Origin of the sequence: Marinomonas primoryensis, from assembly GCF_013372285.1 — a bacterium.
GTDB lineage: Bacteria > Pseudomonadota > Gammaproteobacteria > Pseudomonadales > Marinomonadaceae > Marinomonas > Marinomonas primoryensis.
Window position 1 is genome coordinate 2,768,246 of the sequence record NZ_CP054301.1, and the last position, 23,262, is coordinate 2,791,507.

Genomic DNA, 23,262 nt, shown 5'->3' on the forward strand with positions numbered 1-23,262 from the left:
AAATCTTCTTAATGACGAGATGCAAAAACGCAATAATCTATAAACTGGCTCATTCGAAAACAACGCATAAAAGCCTTACTAACTTGGCTCTTTATATTAGGACACATTGAATGCTCAACCCGTCTGTATTAAACGTAGGGGTACTTTGCCTCAGTTTGTTATTAACCGCCTGTAGCAGTAACGAAAAACGCGAAGACTTTGCTGGTTTAGCCCAAAATGAACTCAGTACAGTGAGCAATATCAAATCCTCACAGTGGCATGAAATGAATAACGTCGCTACCGTTAGCCACTTAACCGATTTAATAGCGGACCCACAATTAGACGACCTCATTGCAAAAGCGCTGGAAGCAAACCCGAGCCTACAAAAAACTCAGCTGACATTACAAGCCAGCTTATGGAGCATAAAAAGCCAACATGGCGATTCATTACCCAGCGTAGAAGCTGGTTTTTCTGGTAGTAAAACCGAAGGAAGTAATGCGAGTTATAAAGCGAATTTAAGCATTAGCTGGGAAGCCGATTTATGGCAAAAATTAGCAAAAGCAGAACAGGCCGCGACGAAAACACTGGCCAGTGACGAAGCGCTTTATCAAGCCAGTCGAGACACTTTGGTCGCCAACGTCATCAAATCTTGGCTTGCCATTACCGCCAAACAACACACCATTGATATTGAGCAAAAACGCTTAACCTTATTAGACGCAAACGAAAAACTGATCCTTAAACGCTTCCGAAATGGTCTTGGGGATTTAGAAGCACTAGATGAATCTCGCACATCTGTTTCTCAGTCCAAAGCCGACCTTGTGGAATACCAAGAAAACCTAGCCATCGAAATACGTAACCTACAACTTTACTTAGGCAGTAATGAATCTCTCAGTTATATTGCAAACGCGACATATCCCGATGTCAGCCTGTCTTTTCAAGGGTTACCACTACAAAATCTTCAGCGCCGACCCGACTTAAAAGCAGCCTATTTAGCCATTGAAGCTGCCGATTTAAACACCTCCGTGGCGTATAAAGACATGCTGCCTAGCATCAGTTTAAGTGCCACATTAAGCGATACCGCTGAGTCCCCAAGTGCCGCGTTATTTGGTTCGCCTATTTGGTCATTACTCGCACAAATCACCCAGCCACTTTATCAAGGCGGACAGCTAAAAGCCGCCGCCGAAATTGCCAAGCTGAAAACAGCTCAGGCCTATCAAGACTATCGTGACACTCTACTCACCGCCGTGAATGAGGTCGAAAATACCCTCGGACAAGAGCGAGTATTGTCATTGCAAAAACAACACATCCATGACGCCCTAACCAGTTCAAAGAAAAACCTCAGTCAATATGAGAAAAAATACCGAACTGGTCTAATCGAGATTAGCGATTTGATTGATGCACAAACCACCATGTATGACTTAGAAGCACAACTTGACGATATTATTTATCAACATCTATCAAACCGAGTCGATTTAGGGCTCGCATTAGGGCTTGGAGCAAACGAATAATGAAACGGTTTTCACTCTGGATTACGTTAACTTTGGCTCTAATCTCCATTTCGGGCGTGTATTTCTACATTACCAGCGCCATAGAAGCTCAAAATAATAAAGTGCGACAACCTCGCCCTGAAGCTAAGGAGCAGGCATTAGAAATATCCGTCATAGACGCAAAACTAGGCTCCTACGCTGCCGAGATAAAAGCATCAGGATTAGTCAAACCACGATATTCTCTGACCATTACCAGTCAAGTGAGTGGTGAAGTTATACAGATTTCAGATCAATTTGAATCGGGTCAAATTGTAAAAAAAGGTCTTCTTTTAGCGACGCTCAAAAATACTGAACTGACGAGTCTCGTTGCCAGTGCAAAAAAATCTGTGGCCAGTGCAGAACTCGCATTAAAAGAAGAGAATCGCCAGGGAGAACAAGCCAGAGCGGAATGGAAGGCATCAGGGTTTACTGAAACGCCAGATTCCGATCTTGTATTACGTGAACCTCAATTAGCCGCTGTTCAAGCCGAATTAGACTCAGCAAAAGCCGCGCTAATGAATGCACAAAACAATTTAAAAAACACCAAGCTAACCGCACCGTTTGATGCATTGGTCGTTGAACGCACTATTTCACCAGGATCGTATTTAAGCTCTGGTAGCGACATTGGCACTCTTTACAGTATTGATCGCGCTGAAATAAAAATCGATTTATCCAACAGCGACTGGTTAAAACTACCGGATACTCAAACACTGCTTAAATCCAATTGGCCAGTCACCATTGCCAACATTGATGACAAGACTAACTGGCAAGGGACAATCCTCAGTGTTGGGCTTCATGTTGATGAAACCACTCGCATGCGTAGCCTCACTATTGGTTTAAATAAACCACTAGAACACACGCCACCGCTTATCCCTGGATCGTTTGTTGCCATCACGTTAAAAGGCAAGCTGCTTGATAACCTATGGCGTTTGCCAAATACTGCATTGAGCCAAAAAAGCGAAATCTGGTATCTTGATGAAGACAACCGACTCGCAGCATTTGAAACCACACCTCGCTTTGTCGACTCGAAGTACGTCTATATTCAAGTACCAAAAGCCATGCAAAACAGCCCTTATCAAATACTCATTCAGCCTTATAACAGCTACATAAAAGGCACTCTTGTAGCCCCTATCAATACAACAACCACATCGGTAAAAGGCAATAACCCATGAGCCCTATCGATAATCAATACAAAGGCATTATTCCGTGGTTCGCTAATAACCCTGTTGCGGCAAACCTATTATTAATCCTCATGATCACGCTTGGCGTGATGAACATGGGTTCGATTAATAAAGAAGCTTTCCCAAGTTTATCGCCAAACCGTGTCGCGATTTCTATTAGTAACGACAGCGGTTCCGCGAAAGAAAATGAAGAAGGCATAGCCATACCGATTGAGCAAGCACTGCAGGGAACGTCTGGCATTAAGAACATCACCACTTCGTCAACAGCAAGTTCCACACAAGTCAGCATCGAAATGCTCGACGGTTACAACATAGATACCTTGATGGATGATGTAAAAGACGATGTAGATCAAATCACCTCTTTTCCTGACAACGCCGATCCGGCCGTCGTTTCTAAAGCGACACGTGAAGAACACTCCATCTGGATTCAGTTGTATGGTCAGGCCGATCGTCGCACCTTGCAGAAGCTCACCGATGAATTGGAATCCGATTTACTTGCAAGTGAAGACATCAGCGCCACGTCTATTTCCGGTTGGTTAGATCCCACCATGATGGTGGAAATCGATAAAAACAAACTCGAATCTTATGAGCTGACATTAACCGACATCGCCACCGCCATTAATGCAGAATCCTCGACAGCAAAAGTGGCCACACTGCGCAACGAAGACATTTATTTAACCATCAGCGCCTCCGAGCAAGCATATATAAAAAGCCAGTTTTTACAAATACCCATAAAAACCACCGCCAACGGTGGCAAACTTTTACTGAGTGACATCGCCACAATACGTGATGTTTTTGATGAAGATGAATTCGTTCTGTCTCGCTTTAATCGACAAAACAGCTTGGCCATTCAAGTGCTCACCACAGGTAGCAGTGACATATCCAATTCTGTTGTTGCGGCTAAAGCGGTGATTCAAGATTGGCAAGACAGTGGTCGGTTGCCTCCCAACGTCACACTCGGCACTTGGTATGACCGCAGTGAATCCATTAACCAGCGATTAGAGTTAATGATAGAAAACGCGATTACTGGCGTTTTGTTAGTGTTTATTTTGTTGGCCATTTTCTTAAACATTACCGTGGCATTCTGGGTCGCCATGGGGTTGCCGTTTATATTTTTTGGCACATTATTTTTTATGGGCACAGAAAATGTCGGTCTGACACTCAACATGTTTACCACCTTTGGTTTTATTATGGCATTAGGGATTGTCGTCGACGATGCTGTGGTGGTAGGTGAAAGTGTTTATACCGTGCGATCCAAAGAAGGCGACACGCTCGGCAGCACAATCAAAGGCACTATGATTGTGGCAATTCCGACTTTATTTGGCGTCTTCACCACGGTCGCTGCTTTTTGGGCACTCTCCAACATTGAAGGTCGTTTGGGGCAACTGTACTCCCAATTCGCCATTGTGGTCGCCATCTGCCTAATACTCTCGGTGATTGAATCTAAGATCATTTTGCCCGCGCATTTGGCGCACATTAATACCCGAAAATCGACCAGTACGAATCCTATTGCCAAAGTATGGGCAATGATTCAACGTGGCGCAGACAATGGTTTGCAGTGGTTTAGTGACCGCATTTACAAGCCCAGTATCGACGTTGCGCTTAATCACCGATACGCGGTTTTTTTGTTTTTTATCGCGGTATTTCTACTCGTTATGTCAATGCCATTCACTGGCGCGATTCGTATTAGCTTTTTCCCTCAAATTCCTGGGGACACCGTTCGCGGCAGCCTGACAATGAACAACGATGTCAGCTATGGGCAAACCAGCCGTGTGTTACTCACCCTAGAAGACGCCGCTTACCAAGCGGACATAGCGTTGCGAAGCGACACAGCAGAGCACCGTCGATCTAAATCTAATTCAGATGAGCCTTCTCCGGAAAAGCCAATAGAAGATCGCTCTACCGTGAAAAAAACGCCGCAACCCAAAGGCGAGATCGCCATAAAGAACCTTCAAGTAACCTCTAGTGATGATCAGTCCGGTAATATTCGAATCGAATTAATAACGGATAGACCTTACACCTCTGCACAATTTGCCACCAAATGGCAACAGTTATCTGGTATGCCAGAAGGCGTGAAAAACTTGCGTATTCGAAGCGCTCGCGAAAGCGTCGATGCGCTTAGAATCGAGCTCAGAGGAAACGACGCAAGCGTACTAAATGGCGCCATGTTGGAATTATTAAAGCAACTTGAAACGCTACCAGCGGTCACAGGAATAGAACAAAACACCGATCCAACCGAATCTCGCCTGGTCTTGAAACTAAACGAACAAGGTCGTTTATTGGGGTTATCGACCAGCGACCTAGCGTCTCAAGTCTCTACTAACTTCGATGGTCAGGTGGTGCAAGAATACCAGCGCGACAACGCCGAAGTGGAAGTGCGTTTGGGTTACCCTAACGATCAACAAGAATCGCCTTCTGCGGTCATGAACACCAAAATATCGCTAGAAGATGGAACTCGCATACCGCTGTCTTCTGTCGCCACGTTATCACAAGAAGAAGCCGAAACGACGATTGTTCGTATTGACGGTAAGCGCTCGTTGTACTTATCCGCCGAAGTTGATAAAGACGAAATGTCTTCTACTGAGGTCGTGGAATATTTGGAAAAAGCCGTTGTGCCACAAATAAAACGCCAGTTTTCTGGTGTGTCCGTGCACTTCTCTGGGGAAGCAGAACAAAGGGCTGAAACACAGTCTTCTATGTCTGAGATGTTCCTCATTGCGCTGTTGATTATTTATGGTTTATTGGCGATTCCTCTTAAATCTTACAGCCAACCAATTATTATCATGATGGCAATTCCATTCGGTATCATTGGGGCATTGTTAGGCCATTGGATGAATAACTTAACCTTAGGCATCCTTTCCCTTAACGGCATTTTGGCGCTCAGTGGTGTGGTGGTAAATGACAGCTTATTACTCGTTTCCCGTTTTAACGATTTACGCCATGAAACCAGCCACGTCAAAAAAGCCATTAGCATTGCGTGTCGCAGTCGTCTACGAGCCGTGTTACTGACCTCATTCACCACCTTTGCAGGCTTAATCCCCATTCTTTGGGAAACCTCAAGACAAGCACAAATGCTGATTCCTGCCGCCGTATCTTTGGCGTACGGCATCCTGTTTGCGACCGTCATTACACTGATACTTGTTCCAGTACTCTTGATGATCAAAGAAGACATTCATGAGCTTGTCGCTCGTTTAAAGAAACAAACGTCAACAACTTCTGAACCTCTTCAAGGCAGTAACTAAAAGCGTCAAGCTTATCGATTAAAAGGTGTTTTTATAAAAAAAAACGCCTTTAAATCGCATTTACCCCCCTCCTTATATCGCGCTGATATTCCTATTATTGACATCAATCAGGAACCAAGTTGCAGCCTTCTTAAAAAAACAAGACAATAAGGAATACTATTCCTAAAAATACAAAATATTGAGAACAAAATGCACTTAGATGAGATAGATTTGCAACTACTTGCTTTAATACAAAGCAATGATAGTATTTCAACAGAGTCCATGGCGCAGCAAGTTGGCTTGTCAAAAACGCCTTGCTGGCGACGAGTTCAAAAGCTAGAACAAGCCGGTTTTATTAAACGTCGCGTCGCACTGCTGGACGCCGAGAAGCTTGGTCTTGGTGTTTCCGTGTTTGTACAAGTGAAGACCAATCAGCATGACGTCAATTGGGCTGAAGAATTTGCTCGCGTTGTAGCAGATTTTCCCGAAGTGGTTGAATTTTATCGCATGGCAGGGGAATACGACTACTTATTACGTGTGCTGGTGAAAGACATTCCAGCGTACGACAAATTTTATAAACGATTAATTAGCGCTACCGCACTCACCGATGTCACCTCCAATTTCGCTATGGAGCAGATCAAATGGACAACTCAGTTGCCTTTGCCACGCTTCAAAGAATAAACGACAAACGAGGTTTGCTGCGTCAGCTCAATAAGGAAAACATCCATGACCATCGCAGCAACACAAAATAACCCCAACCTAACAAATGAAGCGGCGTTATTGGCCCACATTCGTGATGGCGTCATCGGAAAAGACACTCAGATCAACACACCGTTTGGACAAAGAACGTTAACTTATGCCGATTACACCGCATCGGGGCGCAGCCTAGACTTCATTGAAGACGCCATTCGGCAACACGTTCTGCCTTTTTATGCGAACACCCACACCGAAGCAAACGCCACTGGCCAACAAACCACCGCATTTCGAGAACAAGCACGTCAACAGATTCGAGAAGCCGTTAACGCCACCGCTGAAGATCTCGTACTGTTCTCTGGCAGTGGCGCCACCAGCGCCATTAACACGCTCATCAGTCAATTAGGTTTGCGTCAGCTCAGTGCAACGGAACAAGCACAAACCTGCATCTTCATTGGGCCTTACGAACACCATTCAAACGAATTGCCTTGGCGAGAATTGGGCGTTGAGATAGTTCGTATTCCAGAAGCAAAAGAAGGCGATGTATGCCTAACAACGTTAGAAGAACAACTCAAAAAGAATCAGCATAAACGCCTTATTGGCAGTTTTAGTGCCGCTTCAAACGTCACCGGAATCTTATGTGATCAAGATGCAATAACCGCATTATTACATCGCTACAGCGCGCTGGCTTTTTGGGATTTTGCCGCCGCAGCGCCTTATGTAAACCTAGATATGAACCCACTGAAAAATAAAGCATTGGCCAAAGACGCTATCTTTTTTTCTACTCACAAATTCATTGGTGGCCCTGGCACTCCGGGCATTCTCGTCGTTAAAAAAGCCATTATCAAGAATGATAAACCTAGCCTGATTGGCGGCGGAACGGTGTCTTTTGTCACGCCAGTAGACCACACATTTTTATCGGTAGGCGAACGTCGTGAAGAAGGCGGAACACCAGGAATTGTAGAGTCCATCCGTGCAGGATTGGTTTTTCAACTGAAACAAAACGTTGGCGCAAAAACAATCGAAGCACGAGAACATGAGCTCGTGAAAATGATAGAAAAGCGTTGGTATCAGCATACGAACATAGAGCAACTAGGCAATATTAAAGCGGCTCGTATATCGATTACGGCGTTTCGTATAAAAACGGATTTTGGTTATTTGCATCATGGTTTTGTAACGGCGCTACTGAATGATATGTTTGGCATTCAAGTGCGAGGTGGCTGTTCTTGTGCGGGCCCTTATGGGCATCAGCTTTTAGGCATAAATAAAACAGAATCAGAGCGTATTCAACAAGCGATGATGCAAGGCGAAAAGTTGGTAAAACCAGGCTGGGTTCGCTTTAATTTGAACTATTTTTTAGACAATGCAGAAGCGGAGTTTATCTTAGACGCTATTGATTTTGTCGCCAAACACGGCACGACTCTGTTGCCATATTATGCGTACGACCAAGGTTCGGATTTATGGCGTTTTCAAGGAAAATCCTCAACACCTAAATCGCTCAATGACCTGTTATGGCAACCGCCAAAGGTAGAGCTGAAAACAAGTCAGCTAGAAGATAAAAGCGCTTATCTGACTCAAGCGGAAGACATTGTTAAACACTGTTTAGAAGGTCTATATACACCACAAGAGCAACCGTTTAATAAAGAGTTCAACGACATTAAACGTTTTGTTTTAGCTGAAGATATTGTCTAATTAGACGATCCAGAGATATGCGCTATTTAGTATCTTTTTCTAATTAGCGCTTTTCTGGATCAAATTAAACTGCATACCCGTACGTAATATTCCAGTACTCAAGACATTGGCTCTTAACCCAGCACGGTGAATCCAAGCTCTTACTACTTGTGGCGATGTCAGCGAGTCATTGGCTAGGGATTTTCCTAACGAGCCACACGGCTCACACAGTTCCACGCCATAAAAACGTACATCCCCAATGGAAAACTCTTGCCCAACCAATTGGTTAAGCCTAACACCTTGAGTGACAATGTTTCTTCTGGTGGCTGAAAGCTCAATATATTGCCCAAAGTTAGCATTAAACGCGGCAATTTCTTCGCTTTCAACAAAAGTAATATTTGGACCATCAATGCCTTTTTTTCCATAGTATCGATCGCCTACAATCCCCTTCCCCGCATCCACTTTTACGGCATCAATCCCTATTTGGGACTGCTTGGACTTTTTCGACACATAAATTGCTTGAATCAACTGTTGCCTCCTAAAGCATACTTACTTTTCTATCAGGACGTTTTTTCATATCGATATAGGAAAAGTCACCGCCATTTTCTGATAAGGGATATCGTCTTTAAAGAATCTCTCACCTTGTGCGCTCATGCCAAACTTTTCATAAAACGACATGGCATTTTCTCGAGCATCGCACCAAAATACGCTAACGGATTGCTGCCGCATTAAGTCCATTATATGCTTTAAAACAAAGCGCCCAATACCTTTATTCTGATATTCCTCGATCGTTGCAAATTTACGCAGGCGTGCAGTTTGTTGTTTCTTGCTAAAAAGCGCGGTACTAAAAGGCTCCGTCATAAATATCGACGCAACACAAACCAGAGTTTCATTAATAAAGACACCAAAATGCTCACCACTATCATCGTCTTCTACGCGGCATTCTTCCATCGTTTTGTTAGGCCACAACACGCGATGACGAATAGGCAAAGCCGCTTCTACTGTGATGCGACGAATAACCCAAGGGAAGCTTTTGAAAGAGTCATTTGACGGTAGATTCATTCTGATAACCATATTAAGTTGTCATAAGGCTTTTTTCTTAGCGATTCAAGACGTGTGTTTAATGAGCCCGAATGCAGCTCTAATTTGTAACCATCTGAATCTTTAAGATAAAGAGAGTCGCCCTCATTGGTGTTTTTTTGCCATTGTTTCACTGATTGGTAACCGTCTTTTTTGGAAATACGTAACATCGCTTCGGCCTCAAAAGTAAAAGCAAAATGCGTGTAATCTTGGCTGAGACTAACCACACCAAGCGACAAACACAACCAACAATCGCCATATGACAAATGCGCGCCCGTTGCCCAACGCACCTCTCCACGAAAACCGAGAAAATCACAATAAAATGCGATGGACCGATCTAAATCAGACACACTCACCGTCACATGGTTAAAACCTTAATAAGAGGTTGTCTTATCTAATGATTTGTCTTTTATAAATTCGACCATGGCATAAATCTTGGTGGCTTTTTCGAAGTGATTCAATTGATTTTTTTCAATCCACCAACGGGCCACATTCATGAGTGTGATTGGATCGTCATTCTTATTCGCAAAAAAAGCATAAAAGGAAACTTGGACGCCATCGCCTTTTTGTTTTATTTTTTCCAGACATACTGCGAGAATCTTTTCTCTTGTTCGTAAATCCATACCGTTTCTCTCTTTTTTTCTTAATTTACGCTCACTTCGTGCTTACATTTTTTTTGCTATAACGACGCCTTATGCGACTAAAGTCTGACTTCTTATTAAACAAGCGCCTGCTAAATTAACAGGGCGTATAAAAATAATTATAAGGAGATCTATCGTGTCAGATCATACCATTAATGCAGAAAAATACTGGCAAGCAAACTTAAGGCTGATTATAGGCAGCCTCATTGTTTGGGCGTTAGCGTCCTACGGCTGTGCCATCCTATTTAGACCCCTACTTTCAGGCATCCATATTGGCGGAACCGATCTCGGTTTTTGGTTCGCTCAGCAAGGATCCATCCTCGTATTCATCATTTTGACTTTCTTCTATGCCTGGAGAATGAACAAGCTTGATGAAGAATTTGGCCTTCAGGAGTAAGTCGCATGGATCAGTTTACTATTAACCTACTTTTCGTCGGCGGTTCCTTTGCGCTCTACTTTGGTATTGCATTTTGGGCACGAGCTGGATCAACGAAAGAGTTCTACGTCGCCGGCGGTGGTGTCCATCCTGTATTAAACGGTATGGCAACCGCAGCAGACTGGATGTCTGCGGCCTCTTTCATCTCTATGGCCGGCTTAATTGCCGCTGGTGGTTACGCTAACTCAACCTTCTTAATGGGTTGGACTGGTGGTTATGTATTGCTTGCCATGTTGTTAGCACCTTACTTACGTAAATTTGGTAAGTTTACTGTGCCAGACTTCATTGGTGATCGTTTCTACAGCCAAACGGCTCGACTGGTTGCTGTGGCGTGTTTAATCATTGCATCGGTTACTTACGTTATCGGCCAAATGACGGGGGCTGGCGTGGCCTTCTCTCGCTTCTTGGAAGTCGATAGTAGTACCGGCTTAATGATCGCTGCTGCTGTGGTATTTTTCTACGCAGTACTCGGTGGAATGAAAGGCATTACCTATACTCAGGTCGCTCAGTATGTTGTGTTAATCATTGCTTATACCATTCCTGCTATTTTCATATCTTTGCAACTAACCGATACTTTTATTCCAGCCATCGGTCTTTTCTCTACTCACACTGAGTCTGGTTTGCCTCTGTTGCAAAAACTGGACGAAGTAGTTCGAGAACTTGGTTTCCGTGATTACACAGCGGATGTTGAGAACAAACTGAACATGGTTCTGTTCACACTGTCCTTAATGATCGGTACCGCAGGTCTACCACACGTTATCATTCGTTTCTTCACCGTACCAAAAGTAGCCGATGCACGTTGGTCTGCCGCTTGGGCATTAGTCTTCATCGCATTGCTGTACCTTACAGCGCCTGCGGTTGCGTCTATGGCTCGTCTGAACCTATTAACGACGATTTACCCATCCGGTCCAACAGAACAACCGATTGAATACGCCGAGCGCCCAGATTGGGTTCAAACGTGGGAAAAAACCGGTTTGATCAAGTTTGAAGATAAGAATGGTGATGGTCGTGTCCAGTTCTATAACGACGTTCCAGCATTTCAAGAAGAGGCAACAGCTCGTGGTTGGGAAGGCAATGAGTTAGACGTTAACCGAGACATTCTTGTATTGGCAAACCCTGAAATTGCCAACCTTCCAGGTTGGGTTGTTGGTCTAATCGCAGCAGGTGGTTTAGCGGCCGCACTATCAACCGCAGCAGGCTTATTGCTAGCCATATCCTCCGCGATCAGTCATGACTTAATAAAAGGCACAATAAACCCCAATATCAGTGATAAGGGGGAATTGCGAGCCGCAAGGATATCCATGTTCGTCGCCATCATTGTGGCCACGTACTTAGGAATGAACCCACCAGGCTTCGCAGCTCAGGTGGTGGCATTGGCCTTCGGTATTGCTGCGGCCTCTATCTTCCCAGCGTTGATGATGGGTATTTTCTCGAAACGCGTAAACAGCACCGGCGCCGTTGCTGGTATGTTAGCGGGTTTGACCTCAACCTTGGTTTACATCTTCTTGTTCCTAGGTTGGTTCTTTGTCCCAGGAACAGCATCTTTTGCCAACACACCAGATAACTGGTTGTTCGGTATATCACCATTGTCCTTTGGTGCTATTGGTGCCGTGATTAACTTTGTCGTCGCGTTTACTGTCTCTTCAATGACAGCGCCGCCGCCAAAAGAAATCCAAGACCTTGTAGAAAGCGTTCGTTACCCTCAAGGTGCGGGTGGTGCGGTTGATCACTAAAGATTAACAACACATACTTGCATTAAAATCGAGTCTCACTACTTTGTGAGACTCGATTTCCTTATAATAAGAATCCACTCAACAAAAAAGAGAGCGCTTATGTTTTGGGAACTCATTGCTACCGTTTTTGCCGGTATTGGCGGCGCAGGTATTGCTCTGTTGTTAAGAAAAATAACAAAACAAACCGCCCCTAAATGGCTCGTTCCTGTGTTTGCGGGTACGGCGATGCTTGGCTTTCAAATCCAAGGCGAATATGACTGGTTCGATCATCAAACCGGCCTATTACCAGAAGGGATTGTTGTTGTAAAAGCAGTTCAAGAAGAAGCGCCATGGCGTCCTTGGAGTTACGTTTTTCCACAAACAATGCGTTTTATAGCGGCTGATGTTGCTAATTCAGCCAAAAACAAAATTGACCCCAACCTTGTACTTGTCGATTTATATTTCTTTGAACGTCGACATACGGCTAAACGTGTGCCTCAGATTATCGATTGTATGCAAGGCGCAAGAACCGACTTCACTCAATCTTTTACCAAATCATCAGATTCAAAAGCCGAATCAACGTCAACATGGTATCCACTTGAAAACGATGACCCATTACTAAAAGCGGTGTGTGACAATCAAGCTTAGAAAACTAGCCGGCTTCAAACTATCAAATTTAACTCTCTTCATCCCGAGTTTTCCTCATTGGCATAATGTGTCATGAACCACCATAATATCGACTTTTCTAATAATGAAAGTCGATATTTATGAACATCACTCAAGAAGAACGAGACGCGGTTTACAAAACTATTTTTTCGCGTCGTGATGTGCGCAGAGAGTTCAAACCAGACCCCATCCCTAATGATGTTCTAGAGCGCGTATTGCTCGCAGCTCACCACGCACCAAGCGTTGGTTTTATGCAGCCTTGGGATTTCATTATTGTGCAAAGCCCTGAATCCAAAACGAAAATCAAACAAGGTTTTCTACAAGCTCATGCAGAAGCGACTGAGCTATTTGAAGGTCAGCGCAAAGAAGACTATAAAAGCCTTAAACTTGAAGGTATTGAAGAAGCGCCATTGGGTATTTGCGTCACCTGTGATCGTAGTAGAACCGGTTCCGTTGTCTTAGGCCGAACCGCTAAACCGGAAATGGATTTATTCAGTTCCGTATGTGCAGTGCAAAACCTATGGTTAGCGGCGAGGGCTGAAAACCTCGGAGTGGGCTGGGTAAGTATTGTTCACGATCATGTCATACGCGACACACTCAACATCCCCGAATCCATCGATATTATTGCGTATTTATGCGTGGGTTATGTCGACATTTTTCATGACACTCCAGACCTTGAAAGATCAGGTTGGTTGCCTAGGCGAGACGTTAGTTCAGCGGTTCATTTTGAATCTTGGCCTGACTCTAAATAAAGAAAGGACGAATGAAAAACATTCGCCCTTTCCTTTTTTACTGCTATTTAAGTGCCATTTCTAAGGCCTGTATCAGCTGATCAATTTCTTCTGGTTGTGTGTAATGAACAAATGACAACCTAACAACACCAGTATTAGAATCCACCCCCATTGCTTCTAGCAAGCGAACCGCATAAAAATGGCCTGCACCACAAATAATACCTTGATCAACCAGTTTTTGAGCCAGTTCTTGAGGTGTTTGGCCTTTAGGAATAATAGCAACCGTCGCCGCTCTTTTTAAAGGATCAGTAGGACCAAGCAATGTCAGTTTAGGATGTTGATCAATATATTTAAGCAACTTAGCTAACAACACCTGCTCGGCGTCATGAAACAATACTCTTACACGTTGGGCCTTTTCAAGAGCTGAACCGCCCTCATCAAAATGATAATCATGCAAGGCATCAAAATAGTCCAGCACACCACGACTGGCTGCTACTTGAGCATGATCTGGACCTGCAGGTACAAACCATTTTTGACGATAGGCTTCATTAAAATAATGCGCTTGATTGCCTAGTTTATCTGCAATGGCATTACGAATAACCATCACACCAAGATGCGTGCCATACGCTTTATAAAGCGAAAATAAATAAACATCGGCGCCGAGTGCATCTATATCTGGTAACCCATGGCCCGCAAACGACACACCATCAACCAGTGTCATCACATTTGCCGCTCTTGCTCGCGCGCAAATTTCTGCTACTGGGTTGATTTCTGCCACCACATTGGAACAATGAGTGAACGCCAATAACTTGGTTCGTTTAGTAAAAAGTTGCTCTAGATCGTTGATATTCAAAGACCCCGTTTTCGAATCAACTCGCCACTCTTTAATGACGACGCCACGAGACGACAAAGCACGCCAAACACCGATGTTCGCTTCGTGATCTTGATTGGTCACAATAACCTCATCGCCTTCTTTCAGAATCTTGCCAAACGCCTGTGCCAGCACATACGTATTCTGAGAAGTCGAAGGCCCAAGGTGTACTTCACTTGTATCTACATTCAAATAGGACGCTAAGCGTTTATAAGCCAAATCCATCTGCGCACCGGCTTTTTGTGCAGCAGGGTGAAGGTGATAAGGCTGGAGTTTTGTTTCTCGGTAATACTGGTCCAAATGATCAATAACGGCTTTGCAAGCATAGGAACCACCTGCATTATCAAAAAAAGCCTGACCGGATAAAGATGGCTCTTTAAAAGCCGGAAATTGAGAACGAACGAACGCCAAATCTAACAAAGGTGCCATAACCTTATCCTCTTAAAAGCAACCGTAATTTTTGCCTAGAAAAGCAAAATACTATGGCAAAAGTATAGAGAATAAAACACGCAAGTTGTTTGCTATTTCAAAGAAAGATTACTAACTTAATACAATATTTTTGTTTGAATAGAGCGATAAATGAAAGAAATCACCTTAGACCGTACAGACTACAAAATAATCAAAGCATTAGAGAAAAATGGTCGTATAAGCAATACTCAACTGGCTCAAGCCATCAACCTGTCTCAATCACAATGTTTAAGACGCTTACGCTTATTAGAAGAAATGAACGTTATTAGCGGCTACCGAGCAAAAGTGAACTATCAAAAGCTCGGCTATAGTGTCATGGCTTGGACTCTGGTGACCGTCAGTAAAGATACACCAAATGCACGGGATAACGTGATGCATTTCCTACAACAACAAAGCGCAGCGATAAATGTGCATGGTGTCACTGGTGATGTGGATTTAATCGTAGAAGTGTGTGCCAAAAACATGGCTGAATTTACGGATTTGGTTGTCAAACAACTTTATGCTCACGCTGATGTAGTGAGTACAAAATCTTATATTTGTTTAGACACCGCCAAACAAGATGGCAGCCCTCTTGATAACGTCTAATACTGAATGAATTACACTTTCAAATGACCCTATTATCTGCTCAATTATTCTATTACTGTCCGATTGATTAGTTTTATTCAGCTATTGGTGTATTTTATATCGTTTGTCTTATTTACGTGGAATTCCTACTATATCAACATCAAAACACAGTTTGTTTTGATGTTGATTTCAAACAACCATGGATAAGGAAAACACGATGAAAAACAATCAAACTATTGCTGAATTATTAGCAAACGTTAACTCAGCATACCTAACAGACGCTGAAAAATACGAAGCAATCGCACGTGCAGAACGCGCTGAATACATTGTTGCAGGTATATCTTCTGCTATTAAAGCCGTTAAAAAAGCAGCACTGAAATTAAAAGCCGTTTTCGTATCATCTTCTGCTCAGCACGCTTAATCAATACCGCTAATATAAAGTTCAATTGGGTAAGCGTCTTCTTCTAAAAGAAGATATTTTGGCTTAGTCCAACGGATTTTCTAAAAAAGGAAACAGCGCTAAAATAATAACATAAGCGCTTCCCTGCTCCTTTTTCGAGTTACTCCACTCTATTTATTTTCTTTAAAATTTTTAATTCAGTCTTTTAGTTCTGTCGTTCTTGCAACACTTCTTTGAAAGCAAACATGCCATTCAATGCCGATGGAAAGCCTGCGTAGACTGACATTTGCAATAACACTTCTTTTATTTCGTCTTCACTGCAACCAACATTTAAAGCAGCGTTCAGGTGGACTTTAAGTTGAGGTCGGCAATTACCTAACGCGGTTAATGCTGCGACGGTGGCGATCTCTCTGGACTTAAGATCCAAGCCGGGTCGTGAGTAAATATCACCAAATGGATATTCAATGGTGAATCGAGCCAAATCAGGGCAAATGTCTTGCAGGCTATCTATCACATTATGCCCCGCTTCTCCGTCAATCTTAGAAAGCAGCGCTAAACCTAAGTCAAATCTTGAGTTATCCATGGTGTACTCCTATTCATTTTCTTAAAGAAGCAACACCTTACAAGTTAGAGCAAACTCTAAGTCAACTCACTTTGTTGGCTTTATACAAATCAATCTTCCTGTCTAGCGCCTCTAGATGGTTCTGCTGCAACACTATGTGCGCTTTTAACCGTTCTTTATGGCGCTCTAACAGTTGCTGACGTTCAAAGACTGTCATTACCCCGACCTCTCGTAATTCCGCGTACTGCAGTATATTTTCCAGAGCCATCCCCGTTTCTTTCAAACGAACAATAAAACCAACCCAATCTACCTCTTTTTTTGTATAAGACCGATGACCACTGGTATTACGTTGAACATTTTTTATCAATCCGATTTTTTCGTAATAACGCAATGTATGAGCCGATAATCCAACGCACAATGAGAACTCTTTCATGTTCATAATACGACTTCCTAGGCATAATATAAGCCAACAAGATCGAACAATAATTTGATGGAAAAAAGTAATGATAACATGGCATTGTCAGCCGTTTAACGAGCTGTCTACTCACATCCTTTATGATTTACTTAGACTTCGCTGTGATGTTTTTGTGGTTGAGCAGAACTGCCCTTTTCCGGAATTAGACGGCTTGGATACATTACCCAGCACTCAACATCTTTTTGCCTTACAAGACAATCAACTCGTAGCCTATGCAAGATTGTTGGCCGAAGGTGATTCGTATTCAGGTTACAGCAGCATAGGACGCGTCGTTGTTGCACCGCAAAGCCGCAAGGATAAAATGGGTCATACATTGATGAGTCATGCAATTAAACATGCAACGACTCTATGGCCAACCAGTCCGATCAAAATTGGCGCTCAATCGCATCTTGAAAATTTTTATAAATCCCACGGTTTTATAACGGTTTCCGCGCCTTACATGGAAGATGGCATAGAACATTATATTATGACGCGGGAACTTGAAGTAACGCGTTAACCCGTTGTTTGAGCGCTGGCAAAACCTCAGCTTCAAACCAAGGGTTTTGCTTCAACCAGCGATTATTTCGAGGACTAGGGTGAGGTAAAACCAATATTCCCTGTTCCAACCAATACTGCCACGCTTTAACCTGTTCTGTGAGATTGCCTGAACGTCCTAAATGATATTTTTGGGCATAAGCACCTAGTACAACCGTCAACTCAACATGAGTAAGCTGATTCAATATGGTCTCACGCCACTTTACGGCGCATTCAGGACGTGGCGGTACATCCCCAGATATCTTTCCTGCTGACGGCCCACTCTTATAATAAGCATGGCCAGGGAAACAAAAGCCCATTGGTAAAATAGCCACTTGCTGGGCGTCATAAAATACGTTCACAGGCACACCAAGCCAATCTCTTAACCGATCACCACTAAGATCATCAAAAGGGCGGCCACTATCATGGGCCTTTTGCCCCGGAGCCTGACCTGCAATGAGTATTTTTGCACTAGGATGAATTTGAATAATCGGTTCAGGGGGATTTGGAAGAAGACTCGCACAATGCTGGCAAGATAAAACGGCCTCTTTTAATGCTATGAAAGTTTCTTGTGACATAAACCTGTCTCGCTCTTGCCTCTAAAACAAAAAAGCAGCCGCTGTTTCCAGAGGCTGCTTTTTAGATTATTCGTTTTTTATTTGATCTAGTGTTGATGACCACCTTCGCCATGCACATGACCATGCTCTAACTCTTCAGCCAATGCTTCGCGAACTTCAATAATCTCAACATCAAACTTCAACGTTTTACCAGCCAATGGATGGTTACCATCAAGCATAATGCCATCATCTTCTACCGCGATAACAGTAACAGGTTGTTGGCCGCCTGGCGTTTGTGCCATGAACTGCATGCCAATTTCAATATCATCAACGCCTTGAAAATTTTCTGTTGGTACTTTCTGGATAAGTTCTTCATGTACTGCGCCGTAGCCATCTTCAGGCTCAACCGATACCGCAAGTTTATCACCCGCTGCTTTGCCTTGAAGTGCTTTATCTAGGCCATCAATGATGTTCTGAGCGCCACTTAAAAATACTAAAGGCTCTTGACCTACAGAAGAGTCTAGCTCTTGGCCTTGTTCGTCTGTCAATGTGTAATGCATGCTAACAACGGCGTTTTCTGTGATTTGCATTCTATTCTCCAGCTTAAAAATGAATAAGGGTACGAGCGCTTGATACAAGCAAACAGGGTTGCGATACACCGCCACAACACGAACCCAAACAATAGTTTGTGGCATTATGATAACGTTCCATAAGCGCAATAACTACCGTATAAACCTAGAAGTTTGGTACGTTCGACGATTTTTAAAGGGATGTTTGAATATTAATTTGAAAAAAAGACACATATCAAGCAAAACAGATCAAATTTAAAGCGACAATTCAAAAATAGATTGCCTTTTCACCAATAAAAAATCTAAGGCCAAATAGAATTTTTTAGCCTCTTCCCGAATGTCATTGGTTCGAACTCGCAACGTCACATGTTCTTCTGATGCCCACCGTCTAGCTTGTTCAACCAAGACACGTCCAGCCCCTTTGAAACGGGCTTCGGCCGAGACTGACAATCCCAGTATTTCAATAAAATCTGCAGAAGCCATTCGAAAAGCATGTTGCGCATGAAGCCAGCCAATCACCACGCCATCTAATTCAGCCACCCAAGCCCTATCGTCGTTAGAACCTAGCAAACGCTCAAGCCTCTGAACAGCAGAATGTTTGGCAGCCTCCTCTTTGTAACCCAATCCAGCCGCCACTAGCGCAATGGCTGCGGCGTCATCCACACATGCAGGTCGAATTAGCATCACCGTTTCGCTCTCCTTTTTTATATGAATCATTTAGCTAACGGCTTAAACTGTGAAATGTCCAGGGTGTATGCCCGCCCTAACCAACTAACACCCTGAGTATGATCTACGTAATCATTGCCAGTTAGTGGATGAACAAAAACATCTAAAGACTGTCGGTTTAACATCAGCCAAGGAATAATTTGACCAAACGTTTCTGAAGCAAACGACAACTGACAACTCCAAACGGGATGTGGACCAACGGGTTTCTGATGAAAACGCCCAATACGGATATCAAACAATTCAGCCGCTTGCTCTGCAACCTGCTTGGCTATCTCAACACCCGCTTCGTCCGCATAATAAAGATGAGCATGGAATGCTTTTATGTCACGATGTAAAGGAAATTGATTCATGGTCTCTCCTAGTATTGTCTTATTAGGATTACAGTTTAACACCCGTCAGCACACAAATGATTGATGCGAAAAAAGGTATTTGGAGAGAAAAAACAACCACCTACTAACGCTACGAGACCTAAGTCGTAGAGGATTGTCAAATTGACTGTGTTACATTGAGTTTAAAACAACAATGACGCATCAACCTATGTTCAGGTAATTTATTCAATGACTGTTTTCTGGATTCTGTTAGCCATTCTTTACGTTCTAGGCCTCTTCTGGATCGCCATTTGGGGCGACAAAGAAAGCCCTGCAGCCAAAAAACTGACGCGTCACCCATTGGTCTATAGCTTATCGTTGGCCATTTATTGTACCGCTTGGACCTTCTACGGTTCTATCGGTGAAGCCTCTCGTTCTGGCTGGAGCTATTTGCCCATTCTTTTAGGCCCCATTTTATTGTATTTATTTGCCTTCCCAATATTACGAAAAATGATTACGGTGAGCCGTAAACAAAACATCACTTCAATTGCCGACTTTATTTCCTCTCGATACGGTAAACGACCCATGACCGCCCCACTGGTCATACTCATCAGTATGCTGGCCGTCATTCCTTATATTGCCTTGCAGCTGAAAGCCATAGGCTCTAACTTCGCTCTTTTTGTTAATCAAGATGAGTCTTCGGCCAGCCTTGTTGTTTTTGTCGCTACCATTTCGATTGGTGTTTTTGCCATGTTATTTGGTACAAGAAAAGTAGAAGTAACAGAGTATCGTTCCGGAATGATGCTAGCGATTGGCGCCGAGTCTTTGTTTAAATTGATCGCCATTGTCGCCGTTGGCTTGGTTGCCATCATCATGACTCAAGATTTTGATCTAGACGAGATGAGCCAAAATGTGGATTTCTCAGTATGGAACCCTGAACAGTTTTTGTCTTTTCCTTTTCTCATGCAGACATTTATGGCGGCAGCGGCGGTTATTTGTTTACCTCGACAATTCCATGTCACCGTAGTCGATCATCAAAGCAACAAGCAATCCAATATGGCACGTTGGTTATTCCCTTTATACTTGCTCATTTTCGCGTCTATTATTCCGCCCATAGCCATTGCCGGCCAGAGTCTTTTTTCTGCGGACATTAATCCAGACACCTATGTGATTCAGTTCGCCTTAGTGTCAGATAACCTGCCCTTGCAAATGTTGATATTTCTAGGCGGAATGTCGGCCACAACGGCGATGATCATTGTGGCTACGTTTGCTTTAAGTATCATGATCAGCAACGATGTCATCCTACCTCTTATGCTGGCCCGAGCCAGTGCACAACAACAAGCCTTACCCTTATATCGACGTCGCATATTAATGATTCGACGCTTAGCGATGGCCGGCATTTTAGTCCTATCCTTTTTGTACTATCAAAAAATGGCTAACAACGAATCGCTTGCCGGTACAGGCGTTTTGGCCTTCTCTCTTGTTCTACAACTTATGCCCGCCGTTCTTGGGGGACTCTACTGGAAACGCGCACACGCGCACGGTGTTTACACTGGGTTAACATTGGGTTTCTTGTGCTGGATGTTGATGATGATGCTACCACTTTCTGGCAATATAGATTGGGGCTTAGACACAGCTCAATCCCGCTCAGAATTAATCAGCTACGGCGCCTTTATCAGCTTGTTAGCAAATATTTTTGGTTACATAGTAGGGTCTTTGTTATCGACTGAGCGTTTGATAGATCGAATCCAAGCAACCGCCTTTGTTAGTCCTACTACCGAGCTTGAAAAAGGCTTTTTTAAGCCTAAGAGCAAAGCGACCAATGGCGACTTTTTTGTCTTGCTAGAAACTTTTTTAGGCAAACAAAAAAGCCAGCAAGTATTGTCTAATTTTGAGCAAGATTACAGCCAGACCATTCCGAATAATGCATCGCCAAACCGGCTATTTGTGGACTATTGCGAACGCATTTTGGGAGGCGTTTTGGGCGGATCTTCGGCTCGCACCATCATCAACTCCATCTTGATTGATAAGCAAATCAAGGTAGAAGAAATGGTGACCTATCTGGATGAAACCACCCAAGCGATTCAATTTAGTCAAAATCTACTGTTCGTATCCATGGATAATTTAGACCAAGGCATTAGCGTAGTCGACAAAGATCTGCGTATCGTCGCGTGGAATAAAACCTACCTGTCACTTTATCCTTATCCAGAAAGTATGCTAACCGTTGGACTGCCTGTCGAAGAGCTTATTCGCTTTAATGCCGAACGTGGTGAATGCGGCGTTGGTGACATTGAAGAACTAGTAAACAAGCGCTTAGAACACCTTAGAAAAGGCACAACTCATCGCTTTTTACGTCGCCGAGGCAGTGGCAGAGTCATCGAAATGGTCGGAAACCCGCTTCCTGATGGCGGCTTCGTCACTAGCTTCACCGATGTGACTGAACACATTGAAAGCCAACAAGCCTTAAAAGAAGCCAATATCGACTTAGAAAAACGAGTCGAAGCACGAACCGAAGAAGTGCAAGGCGTTAACAACGAGCTAATGCAAGAAATTGAACGTCGTAACCAAGCTGAAAAAGCGTTGATCAGTGCCAAAGCGGAAGCCGAACAAGCCAATGCGTCTAAAACAGAATTTCTCGCCTTAGCCAGCCACGATATTCTACAACCGCTAAACGCCGCCAAGCTTTACATGGGAATATTACAGTCCACCCAGCTTCCTAATGATACACATCAAGTCGTTAACAGACTGTCTGACTCACTAGAGTCAACCGAGGCGCTAATTTCGACCTTGCTTGAAATTGCACGCTTAGACCAAGGCGCCATACAGCCAAAATTAGTGGACTGTAACCTACAAGATATCCTCGCACCGATTGTGGCGGAATTTGGTGTTATCGCGGAGAGTAAAAATATTCGCTTAACCACCCATATGCGCTCTTTTCGAGTACATACCGACCCTATCTACTTACGCCGAATCATCCAAAACTTTGTCTCCAATGCCGTGAAGTACACGCAAAAAGGACGTGTATTATTAAGCGTAAGACCTCGATCTGGCGTAGTGTATTTACAAGTATGGGACACTGGCGTTGGGATTCCAGCGTCAGAACAAAAGAAAATATTTGACGATTTCTACCGCTGGGAAAACACGCAAGAACCCGGCATGGGACTAGGGCTTGGTTTGGTTCGTCGCATGCAAAAGCAACTGGGATTGGCTACGGAAATACATTCAACACCCGGCAAAGGCAGCTGTTTTAGCATTGAAATCCCCCTGGCCCAAAGCAATATAATCGTGGCGTTACCAACACCGCTACCTATTGTAACGCCGCAAGAAAAACTGGCTCATTGCTATGTTTGGTGCATTGACGATGAAAAAAATAACCTGACAGCCATGAATACACTATTAACTCACTGGCAATGCGATTGTCGCGCTTTTAATCGCTTTAATGACGCATTACAGGCTGAAGGTGAAGCAGAATTACTCTTGGTCGACTATCACCTTGATGACAACCAAGATGGCCTATCCTTGATCACGGCGCTCAGAGCCCGTGCAGGAAAAAACATTCCTGCGGTGTTGATTACCGCCCTACGCGACCCAGAATTAGTAGAACAATGCAAAAAACTACAGATTACTTATATGGCGAAACCGGCCAAACCCGCAAAATTGCGGGCTCTGGTTCAACACATTCATCAATTAAGAGAAGAGAAAAAATAACGCG

General features: G+C 43.6%; 24 protein-coding genes. 13 read left to right on the top strand and 11 right to left on the bottom strand.

Going from position 1 to position 23,262, the window contains the following annotated elements:
• Positions 1-110 precede the first annotated feature (110 nt).
• The 5 genes from MP3633_RS12780 to MP3633_RS12800 all read left to right on the top strand — a co-directional run bounded on the left by MP3633_RS12780 (position 111) and on the right by MP3633_RS12800 (position 8,292).
• Entirely contained in the window at positions 111-1,487 is a 1,377-nt protein-coding gene (locus tag MP3633_RS12780; protein ID WP_176335837.1) for a TolC family protein, read from the top strand.
• Complete coding sequence (locus MP3633_RS12785; RefSeq protein WP_176335838.1) at positions 1,487-2,677, top strand: efflux RND transporter periplasmic adaptor subunit; 1,191 nt, start codon at positions 1,487-1,489, stop codon at positions 2,675-2,677. Before MP3633_RS12780 ends, MP3633_RS12785 begins: the two co-directional genes overlap by 1 nt.
• Entirely contained in the window at positions 2,674-5,928 is a 3,255-nt protein-coding gene (locus tag MP3633_RS12790; RefSeq protein ID WP_176335839.1) for an efflux RND transporter permease subunit, read from the top strand. The genes MP3633_RS12785 and MP3633_RS12790 overlap by 4 nt, the downstream gene beginning before the upstream one ends.
• 189 nt (positions 5,929-6,117) lie before the next feature.
• Positions 6,118-6,588, top strand: a complete 471-nt coding sequence (locus MP3633_RS12795) for an Lrp/AsnC family transcriptional regulator (RefSeq protein ID WP_112137634.1) — start codon at positions 6,118-6,120, stop codon at positions 6,586-6,588.
• Positions 6,589-6,633: 45 nt separating this feature from the next.
• Positions 6,634-8,292, top strand: coding sequence for an aminotransferase class V-fold PLP-dependent enzyme (locus tag MP3633_RS12800; RefSeq protein WP_176335840.1), 1,659 nt, complete (start codon positions 6,634-6,636; stop codon positions 8,290-8,292).
• Positions 8,293-8,331: 39 nt separating this feature from the next.
• On the opposite strand, the gene MP3633_RS12805 is transcribed toward MP3633_RS12800, so the two are convergent.
• The 4 genes from MP3633_RS12805 to MP3633_RS12820 are packed head-to-tail and all read right to left on the bottom strand — an operon-like array spanning position 8,332 to position 9,974.
• Positions 8,332-8,799 carry an MOSC domain-containing protein gene (locus MP3633_RS12805; protein ID WP_112137631.1) on the bottom strand — a complete coding sequence of 156 codons (468 nt, stop codon included), beginning with the start codon at positions 8,797-8,799 and terminating at the stop codon, positions 8,332-8,334.
• Positions 8,800-8,844: 45 nt separating this feature from the next.
• Positions 8,845-9,333 (bottom strand): GNAT family N-acetyltransferase, encoded by a 489-nt coding sequence (locus tag MP3633_RS12810; protein WP_176335841.1) that lies wholly within the window; start codon positions 9,331-9,333, stop codon positions 8,845-8,847.
• A complete protein-coding gene (locus tag MP3633_RS12815) occupies positions 9,330-9,713 on the bottom strand; it encodes a VOC family protein (RefSeq protein WP_176335842.1) in 384 nt (127 codons plus the stop codon). The genes MP3633_RS12810 and MP3633_RS12815 overlap by 4 nt, the downstream gene beginning before the upstream one ends.
• A 12-nt stretch (positions 9,714-9,725) precedes the next feature.
• Positions 9,726-9,974: a DUF6500 family protein gene (locus MP3633_RS12820; protein WP_176335843.1), complete on the bottom strand. Its 249-nt coding sequence runs from the start codon at positions 9,972-9,974 to the stop codon at positions 9,726-9,728.
• A 154-nt stretch (positions 9,975-10,128) separates the two neighbouring features.
• Between MP3633_RS12820 and MP3633_RS12825 the strand changes: the two genes are divergently transcribed.
• From MP3633_RS12825 to bluB, 4 genes are all read left to right on the top strand, one after another.
• On the top strand, positions 10,129-10,389 hold the full coding sequence (locus MP3633_RS12825; protein ID WP_112137625.1) for a DUF4212 domain-containing protein: 261 nt from the start codon (positions 10,129-10,131) through the stop codon (positions 10,387-10,389).
• Between the two features lie 5 nt (positions 10,390-10,394).
• The gene (locus MP3633_RS12830) at positions 10,395-12,161 is read left to right on the top strand and encodes a sodium:solute symporter family protein (RefSeq protein ID WP_176335844.1); all 1,767 of its coding nucleotides are present in this window, start codon (positions 10,395-10,397) and stop codon (positions 12,159-12,161) included.
• Between the two features lie 99 nt (positions 12,162-12,260).
• Positions 12,261-12,788 carry a hypothetical protein gene (locus MP3633_RS12835; protein WP_176335845.1) on the top strand — a complete coding sequence of 176 codons (528 nt, stop codon included), beginning with the start codon at positions 12,261-12,263 and terminating at the stop codon, positions 12,786-12,788.
• A 119-nt stretch (positions 12,789-12,907) separates the two neighbouring features.
• The gene (gene bluB, locus MP3633_RS12840) at positions 12,908-13,558 is read left to right on the top strand and encodes a 5,6-dimethylbenzimidazole synthase (protein ID WP_112137621.1); all 651 of its coding nucleotides are present in this window, start codon (positions 12,908-12,910) and stop codon (positions 13,556-13,558) included.
• A gap of 43 nt (positions 13,559-13,601) precedes the next feature.
• On the opposite strand, the gene MP3633_RS12845 is transcribed toward bluB, so the two are convergent.
• Complete coding sequence (locus MP3633_RS12845) at positions 13,602-14,837, bottom strand: aminotransferase class V-fold PLP-dependent enzyme (protein ID WP_176335846.1); 1,236 nt, start codon at positions 14,835-14,837, stop codon at positions 13,602-13,604.
• Positions 14,838-14,987: 150 nt separating this feature from the next.
• Between MP3633_RS12845 and MP3633_RS12850 the strand changes: the two genes are divergently transcribed.
• A complete protein-coding gene (locus MP3633_RS12850; protein WP_112137617.1) occupies positions 14,988-15,461 on the top strand; it encodes an Lrp/AsnC family transcriptional regulator in 474 nt (157 codons plus the stop codon).
• A 196-nt stretch (positions 15,462-15,657) separates the two neighbouring features.
• A complete protein-coding gene (locus tag MP3633_RS12855) occupies positions 15,658-15,861 on the top strand; it encodes an RSP_7527 family protein (RefSeq protein WP_112137616.1) in 204 nt (67 codons plus the stop codon).
• Between the two features lie 184 nt (positions 15,862-16,045).
• Here the strand turns inward: MP3633_RS12855 and MP3633_RS12860 are convergent, their stop codons facing one another.
• Both MP3633_RS12860 and MP3633_RS12865 read right to left on the bottom strand, forming a co-directional pair.
• Positions 16,046-16,423: a carboxymuconolactone decarboxylase family protein gene (locus tag MP3633_RS12860; RefSeq protein ID WP_176335847.1), complete on the bottom strand. Its 378-nt coding sequence runs from the start codon at positions 16,421-16,423 to the stop codon at positions 16,046-16,048.
• A 61-nt stretch (positions 16,424-16,484) separates the two neighbouring features.
• Positions 16,485-16,841, bottom strand: coding sequence for a MerR family transcriptional regulator (locus tag MP3633_RS12865; RefSeq protein WP_176335848.1), 357 nt, complete (start codon positions 16,839-16,841; stop codon positions 16,485-16,487).
• A 64-nt stretch (positions 16,842-16,905) separates the two neighbouring features.
• Here MP3633_RS12865 and MP3633_RS12870 point away from each other — a divergent pair, with 64 nt between their 5' ends.
• Positions 16,906-17,373, top strand: coding sequence for a GNAT family N-acetyltransferase (locus tag MP3633_RS12870; protein ID WP_176335849.1), 468 nt, complete (start codon positions 16,906-16,908; stop codon positions 17,371-17,373).
• Here the strand turns inward: MP3633_RS12870 and MP3633_RS12875 are convergent.
• The 4 genes from MP3633_RS12875 to MP3633_RS12890 all read right to left on the bottom strand — a co-directional run bounded on the left by MP3633_RS12875 (position 17,342) and on the right by MP3633_RS12890 (position 19,592).
• Positions 17,342-17,968: a uracil-DNA glycosylase family protein gene (locus tag MP3633_RS12875; RefSeq protein ID WP_176335850.1), complete on the bottom strand. Its 627-nt coding sequence runs from the start codon at positions 17,966-17,968 to the stop codon at positions 17,342-17,344. The genes MP3633_RS12870 and MP3633_RS12875 overlap by 32 nt on opposite strands.
• A gap of 86 nt (positions 17,969-18,054) precedes the next feature.
• Entirely contained in the window at positions 18,055-18,537 is a 483-nt protein-coding gene (locus tag MP3633_RS12880) for an FKBP-type peptidyl-prolyl cis-trans isomerase (RefSeq protein ID WP_112141595.1), read from the bottom strand.
• A gap of 234 nt (positions 18,538-18,771) precedes the next feature.
• Positions 18,772-19,200: a GNAT family N-acetyltransferase gene (locus MP3633_RS12885; protein WP_244959967.1), complete on the bottom strand. Its 429-nt coding sequence runs from the start codon at positions 19,198-19,200 to the stop codon at positions 18,772-18,774.
• A gap of 29 nt (positions 19,201-19,229) precedes the next feature.
• On the bottom strand, positions 19,230-19,592 hold the full coding sequence (locus MP3633_RS12890) for a DOPA 4,5-dioxygenase family protein (RefSeq protein ID WP_176335852.1): 363 nt from the start codon (positions 19,590-19,592) through the stop codon (positions 19,230-19,232).
• Between the two features lie 207 nt (positions 19,593-19,799).
• On the opposite strand from MP3633_RS12890, the gene MP3633_RS12895 reads away from it, so the two are divergent.
• Complete coding sequence (locus tag MP3633_RS12895) at positions 19,800-23,258, top strand: PAS domain-containing hybrid sensor histidine kinase/response regulator (RefSeq protein WP_176335853.1); 3,459 nt, start codon at positions 19,800-19,802, stop codon at positions 23,256-23,258.
• Positions 23,259-23,262 lie beyond the last annotated feature (4 nt).